Source organism: Streptomyces coeruleorubidus (assembly GCF_028885415.1).
Classification (GTDB): domain Bacteria; phylum Actinomycetota; class Actinomycetes; order Streptomycetales; family Streptomycetaceae; genus Streptomyces; species Streptomyces coeruleorubidus_A.
Map to the genome: position 1 here is coordinate 7,981,157 of NZ_CP118527.1, position 17,552 is coordinate 7,998,708.

The window sequence follows — 17,552 nt, forward strand, 5'->3', positions numbered from 1 at the left end:
CTGCCCGCACTCGGCAACGATCCGCACCACCCCTCTGCTCCGCACCCTGCCTTCCCGTGAGGCAGAATCGGCGGCGATGAGCACCTACCGCGACTTCACCGCCCCCATCGGCTCCCGCCGTGCCACCGTGCTGCGCACCGTCGGCACCCGGGAGCGCCGCTCACACCTGACGGCACCCCGCGTACCGACGGTCGGCATCGACATCGGAGGTACGAAGGTGATGGCGGGCGTCGTCGACGCCGACGGCAACATCCTGGAGAAGGTCCGCACGGAGACGCCGGACAAGTCCAAGAGCCCCAAGGTCGTCGAGGACACCATCGCCGAGCTGGTCCTGGACCTCTCGGACCGGCACGACGTGCACGCCGTCGGCATCGGCGCGGCCGGCTGGGTCGACGCCGACCGCAACCGTGTGCTGTTCGCCCCCCACCTGTCCTGGCGCAACGAACCCCTCAGGGACCGCCTCGCCAGCCGACTGTCGGTCCCGGTCCTCGTGGACAACGACGCCAACACCGCCGCCTGGGCCGAGTGGCGCTTCGGCGCCGGCCGCGGCGAGGACCACCTCGTGATGATCACGCTGGGCACCGGCATCGGCGGCGCGATCCTGGAGGACGGCCAGGTCAAGCGGGGCAAGTACGGCGTCGCCGGCGAGTTCGGCCATATGCAGGTCGTCCCCGGCGGCCACCGCTGCCCGTGCGGCAACCGCGGCTGCTGGGAGCAGTACAGCTCCGGAAACGCCCTGGTCCGCGAGGCGCGCGAGCTGGCAGCGGCCGACTCGCCGGTGGCGTACGGGATCATCGAGCACGTCAAGGGCAACATCGGCGACATCACCGGCCCGATGATCACCGAGCTGGCCCGCGAGGGCGACGCCATGTGCATCGAGCTGCTCCAGGACATCGGCCAGTGGCTCGGCGTCGGCATCGCCAACCTCGCGGCCGCCCTCGACCCCTCCTGCTTCGTCATCGGCGGCGGCGTCTCGGCCGCCGACGACCTGCTGATCGGCCCCGCGCGGGACGCGTTCCGCAGGCATCTGACCGGCCGCGGCTACCGCCCCGAGGCCCGTATCGCCCGGGCCCAGCTCGGCCCCGAGGCCGGCATGGTCGGCGCCGCGGACCTCGCCCGGCTGGTCGCCCGCCGCTTCCGGCGCGCCAAGCGCCGCCGGGTGGAGCGGTACGAGCGCTTCGAGCGGTACGCGCAGTCCCTCCGCAGTACCCAGGAGACGCTGTGACCGCCTCGCTGCCGCATCAGGGCTCGTGGCCGGACGGCGAGGAACGCCCGGCCGAGGACCGCCGCCACATGATCCGCCGCAGGGCGCTCACCCTGCTGATCATCGTGCTGCTCATCGGCATCCCGGCCGGCTACCTGGTGATCTCCGCGAACCAGAGCCGGGACAGCGGCAAGGACAAGGAGGCGAAGTACTCGGCGACCGGCCTGACCGAGGGCTGGCCGTCCAAGCTCCAGCGCCGGATCTACCAGGTGCCCGTCCCGCACCCGGCCTGGCACGTGGCGTACTACGAGACCAACAACTGGAGGACCAGCCGCCTGTACGCCCAGTTCGAGACCAACGCGGCCGGTCTGGACGCCTACCTGACGGGCCTGGGCACGACCCGCGACGACCTGAGGAAGGGCCACATCACCATCGGCGCCCGCGACCGCAAGGTCACCGGCTGGAAGTTCCCCGAGGGCGACTCCTGGTACGGCTTCGTCCACCGGCAGAAGAACCCCGCACCCACGCACGACGTGGTGGTGGACCTGTCCAACCCGGCGTATCCGTGGGTGTACGTGGTGTCCCGGACGGTGCCCTGAACCGAAGCCCGGTCCGGCCGGCGCGGCCGTCGGGGCCGATTGTCAGACCCCGCCCGTAGAGTCGGAGACAGCTGATCCGAAACGCGGGCGGGAGGTGGCAGGACGTATGGGCGACACGGCTGTGATGGCCGAGCGGGCGGCAAAGCGGACGGTTCCGGTCCGGCTCCCGGCCGTCTTCCTGCCCGCACCCCTCCCGCGCGACGGGCGCATCGCCTTCTGGGACCCCGAAGGGCAGCCCCTGCCCGCAGAGATCACAGAGCTCACCGAGGACACCGAGCTCACCGTCGTACGACGGCACGGCGCCGCGGTCCGGCGGCGCACCACCCCGGCGCTGTCCCTCCCGCTGGACGAGGCCCTGCCGCTCCTGGTGCGCGCCCGGCACGACCCCGCGGCCCACCCCGCCACCGCCTGCTGGGGCGCGGCCGCCCTGCACGCCCTGCGGCTGACCGCGCGCGGCCGGCTGCTGCCCGGCCTGACCCCCACGGGCCACGACGCCTGGCGCGCCGGCCCGCTGGACCCGGACGACATCGCGCACCTGCGCGCGGTCGCCGCCGCCCTGCCGTACGAGGGACACGCCGTCCCGCTGTCCGGCCCGGGCCCCATCCGCCTGCCCGAACCGGAAGCGCTGGTGCGCGCCTTCCTGGACGCGGTCGCCGACACCCTGCCGCGCACCCCGGCCGCACCCCACGCCACCGGCAGACCCTTCGCGGCCCGCGGCGCCCAGTACCTGCCCGACGCCCACGACTGGGCCGCCGAGGTCGCCGCCGGCATGGACGCCGGCGTGCGGATCTCGCTCCGGCTGGACCTCTCGGCGTACGACCTGTTCGACGACGCCTTCGACGGCGGCGCACGCGGCGCCGGCGCCGCGATCGTCCAGGTGCACAGCCTCGCCGACCCCACCCTCGTCGCCGACGCGGCGGCGCTGTGGGCGGGCGAGGCGGACGACGCCTTCGGCCCGCGCGCCCGGGTGGACGCGGCCCTCGCCGTCCGCCGCGCGGCCCGGGTCTGGCCTCCGCTCGACCGGCTCGCCGACCAGGACGTGCCCGATGTGCTGGCGCTGACCGAGGAGGAGCTGAGCGACCTGCTCGGCGTCGCGGCCACCCGGCTCGCCGCGGCCGGCGTCGCCGTGCACTGGCCCAGGGACCTGGCCCAGGACCTCTCGGCCGCGGCGGTGGTCCGGCCGGCCCCCGGCTCGGCGACCGACGGCACCGGCTTCTTCGAGAGCGAGGAGCTGCTCCAGTTCCGCTGGCAGCTGGCGCTCGGCGGCGACCCGCTCACCGAGAGCGAGATGGACGCCCTCGCCGAGGCCCACCGCCCGGTCGTCCGGCTGCGCGACCAGTGGGTGCTGGTCGACCCGGCCCTCGTGCGCAAGGCCCGCAAGCGGGACCTGGGGCTGCTCGACCCGGTCGACGCGCTGTCCGTCGCCCTCACCGGCACCGCCGACGTGGACGGCGAGACGGTCGAGGCCGTACCGGCCGGCGCGCTGGCCACCCTGCGCGACCGCCTCACCGCGGGGGTACGCCCGGCCGCACCGCCGCCGGGCCTGCACGCCACCCTCCGGGACTACCAGCTCCGCGGCCTGGCCTGGCTCGACCTGATGACCTCCCTCGGCCTCGGCGGCTGCCTCGCCGACGACATGGGCCTCGGCAAGACCGTCACCCTCATCGCCCTGCACCTGAAGCGGGCCCGCCGCGAGCCGACCCTGGTGGTCTGCCCGGCCTCGCTGCTGGGCAACTGGCAGCGGGAGATCACCCGTTTCGCACCCGGCGTCCCGGTCCGCCGCTTCCACGGCCCGGACCGCAGCCTGGCCGACCTGGACGGCGGCTTCGTCCTCACCACGTACGGCACGATGCGTTCCGCGGCCCCGGCCCTGGCCGGGCGGGCGTGGGGCATGGTCGTCGCCGACGAGGCGCAGCACGTCAAGAACCCCTACTCGGCCACGGCCAAGGCCCTGCGCACGATCCCGTCCCCCGCGCGCGTGGCCCTGACCGGCACGCCCGTCGAGAACAACCTGTCGGAGCTGTGGGCGCTGCTCGACTGGACCACCCCGGGCCTGCTCGGCCCGCTGAAGTCCTTCCGCGCCCGGCATGCTCGTGCCGTGGAGAACGGCGAGGACGAGCAGGCGGTCGAGCGACTGGCCCGCCTGGTCCGGCCCTTCCTGCTGCGCCGGAAGAAGTCCGACCCGGGCATCGTCCCCGAGCTGCCGCCCAAGACGGAGACCGACCACCCGGTGCCGCTCACCCGCGAACAGGGCGCGCTGTACGAGGCGGTGGTCCGCGAGTCGATGCTCGCCATCGAGACCGCCGAGGGCATGGCGCGCCGGGGCCTGGTACTGAAGCTCCTGACGTCGCTGAAGCAGATCTGCAACCACCCGGCGCTCTATTTGAAGGAGGAGCCCGCCCGGGCCGGCGGCGACCGGCTCGCCGCCCGCTCCGGCAAACTCGCGCTGCTGGACGAGCTGCTGGACACCCTGCTCGCCGAGGACGGATCCGCTCTGGTCTTCACCCAGTACGTCGGGATGGCCCGCCTGATCACCTCCCACCTGGCCACCCGCGCGGTCCCGGTCGACCTCCTCCACGGCGGCACGCCGGTACCGGAGCGGGAGCGCATGGTGGACCGCTTCCAGACCGGCTCGACCCCGGTCCTGGTGCTGTCCCTCAAGGCGGCGGGCACCGGCCTCAACCTCACCCGCGCGGGTCACGTCGTCCACTTCGACCGCTGGTGGAACCCGGCCGTCGAGGAACAGGCCACCGACCGTGCCTACCGCATCGGCCAGACCCAGCCCGTCCAGGTCCACCGCCTCATCACCGAGGGCACGATCGAGGACCGCATCGCCGAGATGCTCCAGGCCAAGCGCGCCCTCGCCGACGCGATCCTCGGCTCCGGCGAGTCGGCCCTGACCGAACTGACGGACCGTGAGCTGTCCGACCTGGTCTCCCTGCGGAGCACGCCATGACGCCCAGCCCGGCCGACGAGGCCCGCCGGGCCCTGCGGGCGGCCCGGGAGCAGGCACACCGGGACCCGGAGACGGCATCCGCTCCCCGCCCGGCCGAGAGGCCCACCGGCCAGGAGGAGACGCCCCGGCCGGGAGACGTGGCCCGCGAGGCACTGCGCAGGGCGGTCTCCGAGCACCGGCGTGGCGAGAGTCCGGCGAGCGACGGGAGTGCGGCGCAGGACGCCGATGTGCCCGGCGACCTGGACACGCCGGGACCCGCCGAGCCGGACGATTCCGGCGACCCGGCGCAGAGCCCGGACCAGACGCCCTCGGCCGGTGCACCCGCTGCCGCGGAGGCCCAGCCCGCCACCACGCCGGAGGACACCCCGGCAGCCGGCGACGACGAGGAGCGGGGTCCACGCGCGGCGGACATCGCGCGCGAGGCACTGCGCGCAGCGCGGGAGGACGCGCGGCGGGCCAGGGAAGAGACCGAGAGCGCGGGAGCCGGGCGCGGACGCCGGTCGCGGCACAGCCGTATGGACGAGAGGCAGACGGGCGGGCGGCAGCCGCGCGAACACGCCGCCGGCGGGGGAGCGCGTGGCGTACGGCAGTTGCTGGCCGACGCCTTCCGGATGCCTACGGCGACGGACGAGCCGGACGCGGCGCCCGAGGGCCCTGACGAAACCGGCCGGGAGCGCTCGCCCCACGGCATGACCGACGCGCCGCACAGCCTTGCCGGCCCCGCCCCCTCCACCACCCGACCCGCGCCCCCGCGAACCCCCCACTCCATGGCCGCCCCGGGCCGCGACACCGAGCTGCGCCGTACCTTCCCCGCCTTCCCGCCCCGGGATCCGGACGACAAGGGCTTCGCCGAGAGCTGGTGGGGAAACGCGTGGGTCGCAGCCCTGGAGCAGGGCGCGCTGGACGTCAAGCGGCTGGAGCGCGGGCGGGGTTATGCCGGGCAGGGGCATGTCGACGCCATCACCGTGACGCCCGGCCTGGTGCTGGCGTACGTGCGGGGCAGCCGTCCGCGCCCGTACCGCGTGCAGGTGCGGCTGCGCACGCTCGACGACTCCGACTGGGAGCGGTTCCTGGACGCCGCCGCCGACCGGCCCGGGCACATCGCGGCGCTCCTCGACAAGGAGATGCCCCAGTCCCTCGCGGACTGCGGCGTGCCCCTGCTGCCGGGCCCGGGCGATCTGGAGCCGCGCTGCAGCTGCCCCGACCGGGGCCACCCCTGCAAGCACGCCGCCGCCCTGTGCTACCAGACCGCGCGGCTGCTCGACGCCGACCCCTTCGTCCTGCTCCTGCTGCGCGGCCGGGGCGAACGCGAGCTGCTCGACGCGCTGTCCCGGCTGAGCGCCACCCGCGCGGCGCGCGCCGCCCAGGACAGGGGACCGGCGCCCCTCCCCGGAGTGCGGGCCGGTGACGTTCTCACGCCGCGCGCCCTCCCGCCCCTGCCTGCACCGCTGCCGCCGCCCCCGCACCCCGAACAGCCCCCGGCCTACCCGGCGTCCCCCGGCGGCCCGGACCCGTTCGCACTGGACCAACTGGCTACGGACGCCGCCGCGCGGGCCCACGCCCTGCTCACCACGGGCCGTGACCCGGTCGGGCAGCTGACGCTCTGGGAGGACGCGGTCCGCCTGGCCGCGGCCCGCCCCGGCTCGGGACTCACCGCGGGCACCCGGGCGCTCTACTCCTCCCTCGCCTCCGCGGCGGGCCGCACCCCGTCCGAGCTGGCCCGTGCCGTCGCCGCCTGGCGCCAGGGCGGACCGGAGGGCCTCGCCGTACTGGAGGAGCCGTGGGACCCGCCGGCCGGCCGGTTCGACCGGGCGCGTCCGCTGCTCCTCGCCGCCGACCTGCCCGCCTTCCGCCCCTGGCGCAACCACCTCACCCACCCCCACGGCCACGTCCAGCTCCGCCTGGGCCGCGACGGCCTGTGGTACGCCTACGAGTCCGAGCCGGGCCACGACGACTGGTGGCCCCGCGGTACCCCCGACCTGGATCCGGTGGGCGCCCTGACGGGCCTGGGCATGCCGAGCGACCTCTGAAGAGCCGCCGCCGGCACGGGCGGTAGCGTGGAGCGGTGAGTGCCGCGGTGCAGTGGTGCTCTCAGAACGGCCGCACTGAGAGACGCACGCGTATGGATGGCGGACTGTGACGCATGGAGCCTCCGAGTCGATCTACGTACGCTGCAGTTCTGTGGCGCCGGGGGCGCCCGTCTCCCATTCAGAGCAGAGAGCGGCTACTCATGATCAAGGTCGGAATTGTCATCGCCAGTACCCGCCCGGGACGCGTCGGGGAGGACGTGGGCCGGTGGGTGCTCGACGTCGCCGAGCGGCACGGCGGCGCCGCCTACGAGTTGGTGGACCTCAGGGACTACGATCTGCCGCACCTCGACGAGCCCATACCCGCGCTGATGGGCGGTTACAGCCAGCCCCACACGCACCGCTGGGCCGAGAAGGTCGGCTCTCTCGACGCCTTCGTGTTCGTCACGCCCGAGTACAACCACAGTGTCCCGGGCGTGTTGAAGAACGCTCTCGACTTCCTGTACGCGGAGTGGAACGACAAGTCCGCGGGCTTCGTCGGCTACGGCGTGGAGGGCGCCGGCCGCGCGATCGCGCACCTGCGCAACACCATGGCCGCGATCGGCATCGCCGATGTGCGCCATCACGCCGCCCTGCTGATGCACCACGACTTCGTCGACTTCAAGGAGCTCAAGCCGCAGCCTCACCAGGAAGACGCGGTGATCAAGATGCTCGACGACGTCATCTCCTGGGGCACCGCGCTGCGGACGCTGCGCGACAACTGACCTACGCACGGCGCTTGATGCCCCGGCAGGGAATCTGCCGGGGCATCAAGTTGTCGGCGCCCCTGACGGCTCCGTCGGCTCGGTCCTGGAGAGTCTCAAACCAACTCGTCGGCTCGATCGCATTCATGCATGTGAAGTGCCGCCTGTAAGTCCTCTTTTTGCGCATAAATCGCCGGTCTTTGACTGGCTGACGCCCGTGACGTGGGGAAGCTGCGCGGGCACGGAGCGGACCACTGCATGGTCAAGATCGGGTCACCGGTTTCGACTACGCGGCCACGGCCCTGCGCCAAGCCGAACAGCGGGCCGACGCGCTCGGTGCCGAAGTGGAGTTCGTGCAAGCCGACGCAACGCGGCTGGACAACCTGGCGCAGAAATTCACCACGGTGCTGGACAGCGGTTTGTACCACTCACTCGCACGGCGGCAGCGCGCACAGTACGCGGCAGCGCTGCCGAAGGTGTGCCTGCCGGGAGCACGCCTGCACCTGCTGTGTTTCTCCGACGAGGCCGAGGACGACTTCCCGGACCCGCATCGCATCAGTGAGGCTGAGCTGCGCACCACCTTCACCGGGGCATGGTGCCTCGACGAGCTGCACCGCGACACCTACGTCACGGCGTTCACCAGGGAGTACGTCGAGAAGCAGGCAGAAGGCGAGCAGTTCCCCCACCTGGACACCCGGGCGCTCACCTTCGACGGAGCGGGCAGGGTGACGCGCCCGATCTGGCGTCTGACAGCCGTTCGGCTGACCTGACCAGTCACATAACCTGACGCGATGGACGTACTCAGTCAGGTGACAGACGCGATGCGCACCGGCCGGCCGCGTTTTGTCAGAGTCGAGGGACACCACCCGTGGAGGCGACGCCTCCGACCCGTGCCCGGCACGGCGTTCCACGTCCTCTTACGGGGCTCCTGCCGGCTGGTTCCCCCCGCCGGCGATCCCATCGGGCTCGGGGTGGGGGATGTGGTGCTCCTTCCCAACGGGCACGGCCATGGGATCGCCGACAGCTGCGCCGCCCCGCTTCAGGACTCGGATCCCGCCCTGGACGAGGAGTTCGGCGAGAATGCGCGGACGGTGACCCTGGGGTCTGCCGAGCCGGGCGGGCCGGCGGCCCCCACGGTGCTGCTCAGCGGCGTGTTCCCACTCGACCAGAGCTGGTGCCACCCGGTGGTCAACGGCCTGCCCGACGTCGTCCACGTGCAGGCCCAGCTCAGGCGGGAGCCGCCGCTGCGGGTCGTTCTCGAGCTGCTGCGGGAGGAGTCGGAGGGCGCCGGGATGGGCGCGGACTCGGTGATCTCCTCGCTGCTGGACACGCTCCTGCTGTACACCCTGCGGGTGTGGTACCAGGAGCACGGAGTCGGCCGTGGCTGGGGCCCGGCGCTGAACGACGTGGCGATCAGCAGGGTTCTGTGCCGTATCCACAATGACCCCGGCGGGAAGTGGACCGTGGAGGGCCTGGGCGAGGAAGCCGGCCTGTCCCGTTCGGCGTTCGCCCGGCGGTTCACCGAACTCGTCGGCCAGCCGCCCCTCAGCTACCTCACCTGGCTCCGGATGAACATGGCGGCACAGCGGCTGCGCGACTCCGAAGAACCCCTGGGTGCCATCGCGCAACGGGTCGGCTACACCTCCGAGTTCGCGTTCGCGGCAGCGTTCAAGCGGCTGTACGGAACGGCGCCGGGCGCGTATCGCAGACAGGAGCGGTCCGTCATGGCGTGACACCGACCCGGGCGGCGGTCCAGCGGCCCACAGGGACGGCCGTCCGCTGACGACCGTCCGCTGACGGCTGCTCCGGGCCGCTGGGGCAGCGGTCCTGGTCTGCCGCCCCACACCGGACACGGAGCCGAGCGCGGACACCTGGGCCGACGCGATCCCATGCGTGGCAGTTCAGTTGCCGGACTGCTCGGCTAGGGTGTGCGCGACGAGGGCGTTGGCGTGACCGTGGCCGAGGCCGTGCTCGGCCTTGAGCCAGTTCACGAGCTCCATGTGCTTGGTCAGAGGCGAGGAGTGGATGAGGTCCTTCCACTCCGCAATCGGGCGACCGTACTTCTTCTCGATGGAAGGAAAGTAGCTGGCAGGGCCCTTCGCGGTGGCGGTCATGTCAGTCATCCCGTCTGTCCGTTGTTGCTTCGGTGTCGTTGCTGGTAAGACCGAGGGGCGCGAACGGAATCATCGGTCGAAGAAGGTGTGCTGCGTCACACCTCCTGCTCGCCGATGTGTGGGGCAGGTTGAAAGGCGGGAACAGTCGCTCGGTGTCCCGGAAGGCATGGATGTCGGTGATCCGGTCCCCGGAGATGTCGACGACCTGCAGGGCCCAGGGCTCGAATCCTGTTCCGGTGGCGCTGGGCCGGTACTGGCCGAAGGCCGGCGAGCCGTTCGCCAGGGTGGGGAGCAGCCGGGATCCCCGGAGCTCCTCCATGTCGAAGCTGGAGAAGGTCGCGGCATGCCGCTTCGCCAGTGCCCGCTGAACGGCGTCGGGCGACTGTACCGCCGACCGTTCCGCCAACGCGAAGGCGCCGGCCCGGTCCTGCGGGTAGGCGACGAGCAGGTCGCCGATGACCGCGCCGCTGATTTCATCGACTCTCGCCGACCCGGTTTGCAGAATCATCAGCCCTCGATCGCGCAGCCCTCCCAGGCTGCGATGCAGGTCATAGATGGTCAGGAGGTACGGCGTATCCGAGTCCGGACGATGGCCGCGGTCGGCACCTGGCCACCGGAGAACACGTCCTTCATGGCTGAGACCGGCACCCGCTCCGTCCGCAGAACGGCGTCCGGTTTGAGAAATCCGCACCCGGAACCCCTTCGGCGCCACTGCTTCGGTCACGCCGCGCAGGAGCAGTGTCAGGCCGTCTCGCTTGATCTCCTTTCCGCGGATCACCGCTTCGGCGGTCTCGTCCACGATGGTGCCGAGCCGGTCCTCCAGTACCTGTTCGGAGACTTCGGTGAAGCGGATCCGTAGAAACTCCTGTTCGGACCACTCCCGCAGTCCCTTGGGCAGCCGGGAAAGAGTCTGCGCCCGCTTCAAGGTACGCAGTGCCTCCTGTACCTGCTGGCACAGTTGGAGCACGATTTGTCGGCGGTGCCGCCAGTGTCGCTGGGCGAGGTCAATGCCCCGAACCGCGCCTCCGCAGCGAACCCGACCAGTTGATCGGTCAGCGTCCGTTCTTCGGCGTGAACATGACCATCCTGCGGAAGTGGCATGCTCTCGCGCTGAGAATCCGCAGTCACCTGGCCGATCAGGGTCGGTGGGACCGTCCAGCGGGATGATGTCGATCCGGCCCGCCACCGCCGTGGCTGAGGCGACGGCGAAGGCGGTGACTCAGGAGTCAGGCGCTGCCCGCACGCTGCATAGACGCCTTGCACATCTAGAACGGGTCCGCTGCCCCCCGTCATCTGGTGCAGGGCACGCCCCGTCAGTCAGACGTCCGCCCCGGTCGCCCGCACAATGATCTTGCCCAGGTTCTCGCCCCGCAGCATCCCCAGAACCCGTCCGCGATGCTGCCGAAGCCGTCGATCACGGTCTCATCGAGCGTGACGCGTCCACTCTGCAGGTGTGGCACGACGAACTCGTACCTCCTGCACGTCACGGTGGTTGCGAACCAGGAAGCCCTCCATGCGCAGGCTCTTCTCGACGTACCTGGACCTCCGAGATTTCCGGCAGTGCCGGGCCTGTCGTAGCGCGCGGAACGGTACCCGTTAGGTTGGGACCGGCCATGTGAGATCCCGTGAGAGATGAGAGGGTCTGACGGGTGAGCGAGACACCACCGAACACCTTGCAATACCGCTTTGACGGGCCAGAAGAGGCTCCGGTCCTGATCCTGGGTCCGTCCCTGGGTACCACATGGCACATGTGGGACCGCCAGATCCCCGAGCTGATCAAGCAGTGGCGCGTCTTCCGGTTCGACCTGCCGGGACACGGCGGCGCGCCCGCGTACCCGGTGGGCTCGGTCACCGACCTCACCACACGGCTGCTGACCACCCTGGAAGGGCTCGGCGTGCAGCGCTTCGGCTACGCGGGCTGCGCGCTCGGCGGCGCGGTCGGCATCGAGCTGGCCCTGCGCCACCCCGAGCGGCTCGCCTCCCTCGCGCTGATCGCCGCCTCCCCGCGCTTCGGCACGGCCGACGAGTTCCGGCAGAGAGGCGTGATCGTCCGCACGAACGGCCTCGACCCCATCGCCCGTACCGCGCCCGAGCGCTGGTTCACCGGCGGGTTCGCCGCCGCGCAGCCCGCGATCACCGAGTGGGCCGTGCAGATGGTGCGCACCACCGACCCGGGCTGCTACATCGCCGCCTGCGAGGCGCTCGCCTCGTTCGACGTCCGGGCTGAGCTCGGGCGGGTCGGCGTGCCGACGCTGGTCCTGGTCGGTTCGGACGACCAGGTCACCGGCCCCGCCGAGGCCCGCACCCTGGTCGCCGGCATCCCGGACGCCCGCCTCGCCGTCGTCCCCGGCGCCTCCCACCTGGTGCCCGTGGAGCAGCCCGCGGCCGTCACCGACCTGCTGGTGCGGCACTTCTCCACCGCCTGGCAGCCCGCCTTCGAGACCTCCACCGGCCAGACCGCCCTGCCCGCGGCCGCCGTCAAGCCGGTCCTGTCCGCCGCCCCCGCGCAGCCCCTCCAGACCGGGCCCGTCGCCGAGATCGCCCCGGTCGTCCCGCCGCAGCCCCAGGGGCGGCCCGACCCCTACGACGCCGGGCTCAAGGTCCGCCGCGAGGTGCTGGGCGACGCACACGTCGACCGGGCGCTGGCACAGGCCGGCGAGTTCTCCGGGGACTTCCAGGAGTTCATCACCCGCTACGCCTGGGGCGAGATCTGGGACCGCCCCGGCCTGGACCGGCGCACCCGCAGCTGCGTCACCCTCACGGCACTGGTCGCCGGCGGTCACCTGGACGAGCTGGCGTTCCACACCAAGGCCGCCCTGCGCAACGGTCTCACCCCGGGAGAGATCAAGGAGGTGCTGCTCCAGGCGGCCGTCTACTGCGGCGTACCGGCGGCGAACAGCGCTTTCAAGGTCGCCCAGCAGGTCATCCGCGAGGAGACCACGCCCCAGGAGTGAGCCCGCGGGGGAGCGCGGAGGCAGGATGGAATCATGAAGCTCACGAAGAAGTCGCACGCCTGCGTCCGCCTGGAAAAGGACGGCCGCACCCTCGTCCTCGACCCCGGCGGGTTCAGCGAGGAGGACGCCGCGCTCGGCGCGGACGCGATCCTCGTCACCCACGAGCACCCCGACCACTTCGACGAGTTCCGGCTGCGTGCCGCGATGGAGAACAACCCGGCCGCCGAGATCTGGACCCTGAAGTCGGTCGCGGAGAAGATCTCGTCCGCCTTCCCGGGCCGCGTGCACACCGTCGGCCACGGCGACACCTTCACCGCCGCCGGTTTCGACGTCCAGGTCCACGGCGAACTCCACGCGGTGATCCACCCGGACATCCCGCGGATCACCAACGTCGGCTACCTCGTCGACGGCGGCAAGGTCTTCCACCCCGGCGACGCCCTCACCGTCCCCGGCCACCGGGTCGAGACGCTGATGCTCCCGGTGATGGCCCCCTGGAGCAAGATCTCGGAGGTCATCGACTACGTCCGGGAGGTCAAGCCGCAGCGCGCCTACGACATCCACGACGCCCTGCTCACCGACCTGGCCCGGCCGATCTACGACCGCCAGATCGGGCAGCTCGGCGGCTCGGAGCACCTGCGGCTGACGCCGGGCGACTCCGCCGAGGTCTGAGGCTCCGGGGGACCGGGCCGCGTTGTCAGACCCGCCGGGTAGGTTGTGGGACATGCGCATCGCGACCTGGAACGTGAACTCGATCACCGCCCGCCTGCCGAGGCTCCTGGCCTGGCTGGAGAGCAGCGGCACGGACGTGCTGTGCCTCCAGGAGGCCAAGGTCGCCGAGGACCAGTTCCCGACGGAGCAACTGCGCGAGCTGGGCTATGAGGCGGCGGTCCACGCGACCGGCCGGTGGAACGGCGTGGCGGTGCTGTCCCGCGTCGGCATCGAGGACGTCGTCAAGGGCCTGCCCGGCGATCCCGGCTTCGACGGCTCGGTGGAATCCCGCGCCATCTCGGCGACATGCGGCCCGCTCCGCGTCTGGTCGGTCTACGTGCCGAACGGCCGTGAGGTGGACCACCCCCACTACGCCTACAAGCTCCAGTGGATCGAGGCGCTCAAGGCCGCCGTCGCCGGTGACGCGTCCGGCAGCCGCCCCTTCGCGGTGCTGGGCGACTACAACGTGGCGCCGACGGACGACGACGTCTACGACCGCGCCGCCTTCGAGGGCTCCACCCACGTCACCCCGGCCGAGCGCGCCGCCCTGGCCTCCCTGCGCGAGGCGGGCCTGTCCGACGTGGTCCCGCGGCCCCTCAAGTACGAGCACCCGTTCACGTACTGGGACTACCGCCAGCTCTGCTTCCCCAAGAACCGCGGCATGCGCATCGACCTGGTGTACGCCAACCAGCCGTTCACGAAGGCGGTCAAGGACGCGTACGTGGACCGCGAGGAGCGCAAGGGCAAGGGCGCGTCGGACCACGCGCCGGTCGTGGTGGACCTCGACGTCTAGCTAGGACCGGAGCAGCAGCAGGTCGACCGAGTCCGCCAGTGCCGCCAGCCCGGCATCGCCCGGATGCAGATGGTCCCCGCTGTCGTAGGCGGGCAGGATCCGGGACGGCCGCTGCGGATCCCGGACCACCGCGTCGAAGTCGAGCACGCCGTCGAAGACCTGGCCGTCCCGGATCCACTCGTTCACCGCGACCCGCTCGGCGTCGACGGCGGCCGTGCAGCGCGCCTCGCCCTCGCACGGCAGGATCGTCGCCGCGAGCATCCTGACGCCCCGGGCGTGCCCGCGTGCCGCCAGCTCCCGCAGCCCCGCGATCACCTGCTCCGCCGAGGTGCCCCAGCGCATGTCGTTGACGCCTTCGAAGACGACCGCCGTCCGGGCCGACGGCTGGGCGAGGACGTCCCGGTCGAACCGGTGCAGGGCGCTCACCCCGGCCGCGTCCGTGGACACCCCGTCGCCGGGATACCGGTCGGTGACCACGCGGTTGCCCGAGATGCCCTGGTTCAGTACGCCGTAGCGCGGGACCGTGGTCTGCTTCAGCAGCCGGCCGGCCAGCACGTCCGGCCACCGCCGGTTCGCGTCCACCGTGGACTTGTCGCCGTCGGTGATGGAGTCCCCGAGCAGCACGACCGACCCGGGGCCGCCGCTCACGTCGACCCCGGCGAGCAGCGGCCAGCTGGTGATCACCGAGGTGTACGCCTCCGCGGAGCCGTCCGCCGCGTGGTCGCCCGGCCCGCTGACGTACGACCGCTGCTGCGCGAGCCGGTGCACGGGCGCCGCCGCCACCGTGCCGGGCAGATGGAAGCTGACCAGCAGGTTCGTGTCCGCCGGGACGGCGAAGCCCAGCGGATCGCTGTACGCCTGGGCCCCGGCCGGGATCTCCACGCTTTCCGCACCGCCGAAGGACAGCGGCACCGGCGTACCGCGCGCCGCCGCGCCCGACGCCTGCACGGCGACCGTGGCGCCGCCGATCCGTACCGGCGCCGCCGCGAAGGTGTTGTCGAACCGCACCCGCACCCGGGGGCCGCCGGCCGAGGTGTGCACCACGAGCCGCAGTGTCCGGTCCGTCCAGGGCCCCACGGCGGTGTAGCCGGAGGTCGACGTCGCCCAGCTGCCCGTCCAGCCCTGCGTCGCGGTCCGTACCGACACCGCGAAGACGTGCAGCCCGGCCGCGTGCGGCAGCCGGACCGAGGCGACCTGGCGCCCCGGCGCCAGCGGCACCGTCACGACGTACAGGCGGGCCCGCTCGGCGAGTTGCCCGCCGGGCGTGTTGATGTGCGGCAGGGCCACCGCCTTCGTGGCGATCGGCCCGGTGCGCCAGTCGGGCGCGGTCAGCCGGTACCCGGAGCGGGTGCCGTTCGCGTACGTGATCACGCCCGGGCCGCCCACCTCGGTGCCGGCGGTGCCCGCTACCAGGAAGGCGAGGGCGTCGCCGCGCCCCGTGACCCGTACGTCCTGGCCGGCGGCGCGGACGTTGTCCGGCTCGCCGGGCTGCCGCCGCGGCCAGGTCAGCCGGGCCCCCTGAACGGTGAGCTTGCGGCCGGGCGTCCAGCCCGCGGCTGTGAGATCCCGCGCCGACAGGGAGGCGCCGGCACCGTCGAAGTCGGACTGCGCGGGCCGGTCGTCGTCGCTGACGGCGATGTTGTCGAACAGCCGCTCAAGCGGCACCGGCGCGGCCCGCCGCTCCTCGACGGCGTGCGCCGACACCGCCGGCAACAGGGACCCGCACAGGGCCAGGACGACCAGGATCCCCCGGACACATCGGCGCACGGCCGACTCCTCCCGTTCATCGACGAAACGACGCAACAAGACGAAACGCAGGAATGGAACAGAAGACACGGCGAAAGCCGAGGCGCACGACGCACGGTGAAACTAGGGAGACAGCAGGGGTCCGTCAACGAGCCGTGCGCGAACTCGACGTGAACTTGTCAGGAATCGGCGAGCCTGCGCGCCTGTGGTGCGTACGGCGGTACGAATGACACGCTGGACGTATGAACATCCCTTTCCTGGGCAACCGGCGCCGGAAGCTCGGGGTTCCCGATCCGGCAGGCATCGCGGAACTCCTCGCCGAGTGTGAACTGCTGCGCTCCCAGGCGTCCCGGGCGGGTGTCCGGCTGGACGACTCGGCGGCCTCGCTGGAGGCGCTGGACCAGCTCGTGCCACGGTGGCGGGACGACGAGGAGACCCTGACCTGGCTCGGCAACGACGCCGGGCTCTACCTGGGCACCGTCATCGTGCGTACCGTACCGGGAGCGGCCTGGGAGATCCGGTCCGACGGGCAGCCCGTCGTGCGGCTCGCCTCCGGCCGGGAGTTCGATGTCGTGGACTCCGGTCACGAGTGGGCCGCGAACGGAGTGCCCGAGCTGTCGCAGCTGTACGCGGAAGTCGCGGAGTCGTGAGCCCCATGGCCACAACCTTTGGCCCAAATTTCGCCGTAAATACGGCTAATGATCGAAAAGTGCGTGTCGCCCGACAAGTCCGATCTTGCCTGGATACGTTGCGGCAACCACCACACAGCTGAGAGTGAGTAGGGCTGAGCATGGCCGTCGATCCGCTGATCGAGCTGCGTGACGTCAACAAGCACTTCGGGGAGCTGCACGTCCTGCGGGACATCAACCTCACCGTCGGCCGGGGGGAGGTGGTCGTGGTCATCGGCCCGTCCGGGTCGGGCAAGTCCACCCTGTGCCGGGCGATCAACCGCCTGGAGACCATCGAGTCCGGACAGATCATCCTCGACGGGCAGCCGCTGCCGGAGGAGGGCAAGCCCCTCGCCCGGCTGCGCGCCGACGTCGGGATGGTCTTCCAGGCGTTCAATCTCTTCGCGCACAAGACCGTCCTGCAGAACCTCTCCCTGGGGCAGGTCAAGGTGCGCGGGCGCAAGAAGGAGGATGCCGACAAGCGCTCCCGTGAACTGCTCGACCGGGTCGGCGTCGCCGATCAGGCGGACAAGTACCCGGCGCAGCTCTCCGGCGGCCAGCAGCAGCGCGTGGCCATCGCCCGCGCCCTGGCCATGGAGCCCAAGGCGATGCTCTTCGACGAGCCGACCTCGGCCCTCGACCCGGAGATGATCAACGAGGTGCTGGAGGTCATGAAGCAACTGGCCCGCGACGGCATGACCATGATCGTCGTCACGCACGAGATGGGCTTCGCCCGCTCGGCCGCCAACCGCGTCGTCTTCATGGACGACGGCCGGATCGTCGAGGACCGCACCCCCGACGAGTTCTTCACCAATCCCACCAGCGACCGCGCCAAGGACTTCCTCTCCAAGATCCTCAAGCACTGAACGGGCGGGCACCGGACGGCTCATCGCATCGGACCTCGACTACGATGTGCCCTTCATCCCTGTCGGAGAGGGGGACTTCGCCGAATTCCGCCGATCCCGTCCGGGATGAGCAGACCGCCCGCCCGGTCCGCGGGCCACTCCCGCCGGGTGCGGCCCCCACGGCCCCATCGGCCA

The 17,552-nt window shown here is 72.0% G+C and carries 15 protein-coding genes and 1 pseudogene; 12 read left to right on the forward strand and 4 right to left on the reverse strand.

Translation table 11 applies throughout. The annotated features are described in order from the left end of the window. Window positions 1-76 precede the first annotated feature (76 nt). The 7 genes from PV963_RS36895 (at window position 77) to PV963_RS36925 (ending at window position 9,262) form a co-directional block, all read left to right on the forward strand. Window positions 77-1,225 (forward strand): ROK family glucokinase, encoded by a 1,149-nt coding sequence (locus tag PV963_RS36895; protein ID WP_274820801.1) that lies wholly within the window; start codon window positions 77-79, stop codon window positions 1,223-1,225. Then, window positions 1,222-1,803, forward strand: a complete 582-nt coding sequence (locus tag PV963_RS36900) for a sugar kinase (protein WP_274820802.1) — start codon at window positions 1,222-1,224, stop codon at window positions 1,801-1,803. The genes PV963_RS36895 and PV963_RS36900 overlap by 4 nt, the downstream gene beginning before the upstream one ends. Before the next feature lie 106 nt (window positions 1,804-1,909). Next, window positions 1,910-4,759 carry a DEAD/DEAH box helicase gene (locus tag PV963_RS36905; RefSeq protein ID WP_274820803.1) on the forward strand — a complete coding sequence of 950 codons (2,850 nt, stop codon included), beginning with the start codon at window positions 1,910-1,912 and terminating at the stop codon, window positions 4,757-4,759. Beyond that, window positions 4,756-6,789: an SWIM zinc finger family protein gene (locus PV963_RS36910; RefSeq protein WP_274820804.1), complete on the forward strand. Its 2,034-nt coding sequence runs from the start codon at window positions 4,756-4,758 to the stop codon at window positions 6,787-6,789. The genes PV963_RS36905 and PV963_RS36910 overlap by 4 nt, the downstream gene beginning before the upstream one ends. A gap of 200 nt (window positions 6,790-6,989) precedes the next feature. After that, on the forward strand, window positions 6,990-7,550 hold the full coding sequence (locus PV963_RS36915; protein ID WP_274820805.1) for an NADPH-dependent FMN reductase: 561 nt from the start codon (window positions 6,990-6,992) through the stop codon (window positions 7,548-7,550). Window positions 7,551-7,783: 233 nt separating this feature from the next. After that, entirely contained in the window at window positions 7,784-8,299 is a 516-nt protein-coding gene (locus tag PV963_RS36920; RefSeq protein ID WP_274822226.1) for a class I SAM-dependent methyltransferase, read from the forward strand. Between the two features lie 21 nt (window positions 8,300-8,320). Continuing rightward, on the forward strand, window positions 8,321-9,262 hold the full coding sequence (locus tag PV963_RS36925; protein ID WP_274820806.1) for an AraC family transcriptional regulator: 942 nt from the start codon (window positions 8,321-8,323) through the stop codon (window positions 9,260-9,262). Window positions 9,263-9,430: 168 nt separating this feature from the next. Here PV963_RS36925 and PV963_RS36930 read toward each other — a convergent pair whose 3' ends face one another. The 3 genes and pseudogenes from PV963_RS36930 to PV963_RS36940 all read right to left on the reverse strand — a co-directional run. Then, window positions 9,431-9,643, reverse strand: coding sequence for a DUF4287 domain-containing protein (locus PV963_RS36930; protein ID WP_274822228.1), 213 nt, complete (start codon window positions 9,641-9,643; stop codon window positions 9,431-9,433). Window position 9,644: 1 nt separating this feature from the next. After that, on the reverse strand, window positions 9,645-10,568 hold the full coding sequence (locus PV963_RS36935; RefSeq protein ID WP_274820807.1) for a hypothetical protein: 924 nt from the start codon (window positions 10,566-10,568) through the stop codon (window positions 9,645-9,647). Between the two features lie 392 nt (window positions 10,569-10,960). Next, window positions 10,961-11,176, reverse strand: a pseudogene (locus tag PV963_RS36940) (NADP-dependent oxidoreductase); the annotation flags it as partial. Window positions 11,177-11,292: 116 nt separating this feature from the next. Between PV963_RS36940 and pcaC the strand changes: the two are divergent. From pcaC to PV963_RS36955, 3 genes are read left to right on the forward strand one after another with little or no spacing between them, the layout of a single operon-like run. Further along, window positions 11,293-12,597 carry a 4-carboxymuconolactone decarboxylase gene (gene pcaC, locus PV963_RS36945; RefSeq protein ID WP_274820808.1) on the forward strand — a complete coding sequence of 435 codons (1,305 nt, stop codon included), beginning with the start codon at window positions 11,293-11,295 and terminating at the stop codon, window positions 12,595-12,597. A 33-nt stretch (window positions 12,598-12,630) separates the two neighbouring features. Beyond that, the gene (locus PV963_RS36950) at window positions 12,631-13,266 is read left to right on the forward strand and encodes an MBL fold metallo-hydrolase (RefSeq protein ID WP_274820809.1); all 636 of its coding nucleotides are present in this window, start codon (window positions 12,631-12,633) and stop codon (window positions 13,264-13,266) included. Between the two features lie 52 nt (window positions 13,267-13,318). Continuing rightward, window positions 13,319-14,098, forward strand: coding sequence for an exodeoxyribonuclease III (locus tag PV963_RS36955; protein ID WP_274820810.1), 780 nt, complete (start codon window positions 13,319-13,321; stop codon window positions 14,096-14,098). On the opposite strand, the gene PV963_RS36960 is transcribed toward PV963_RS36955, so the two are convergent. After that, entirely contained in the window at window positions 14,099-15,865 is a 1,767-nt protein-coding gene (locus PV963_RS36960; RefSeq protein ID WP_274820811.1) for an SGNH/GDSL hydrolase family protein, read from the reverse strand. A gap of 221 nt (window positions 15,866-16,086) precedes the next feature. On the opposite strand from PV963_RS36960, the gene PV963_RS36965 reads away from it, so the two are divergent. Next, complete coding sequence (locus PV963_RS36965; protein ID WP_274820812.1) at window positions 16,087-16,494, forward strand: DUF6278 family protein; 408 nt, start codon at window positions 16,087-16,089, stop codon at window positions 16,492-16,494. A gap of 140 nt (window positions 16,495-16,634) precedes the next feature. Continuing rightward, on the forward strand, window positions 16,635-17,378 hold the full coding sequence (locus PV963_RS36970; protein WP_274820813.1) for an amino acid ABC transporter ATP-binding protein: 744 nt from the start codon (window positions 16,635-16,637) through the stop codon (window positions 17,376-17,378). Window positions 17,379-17,552: the final 174 nt, after the last annotated feature.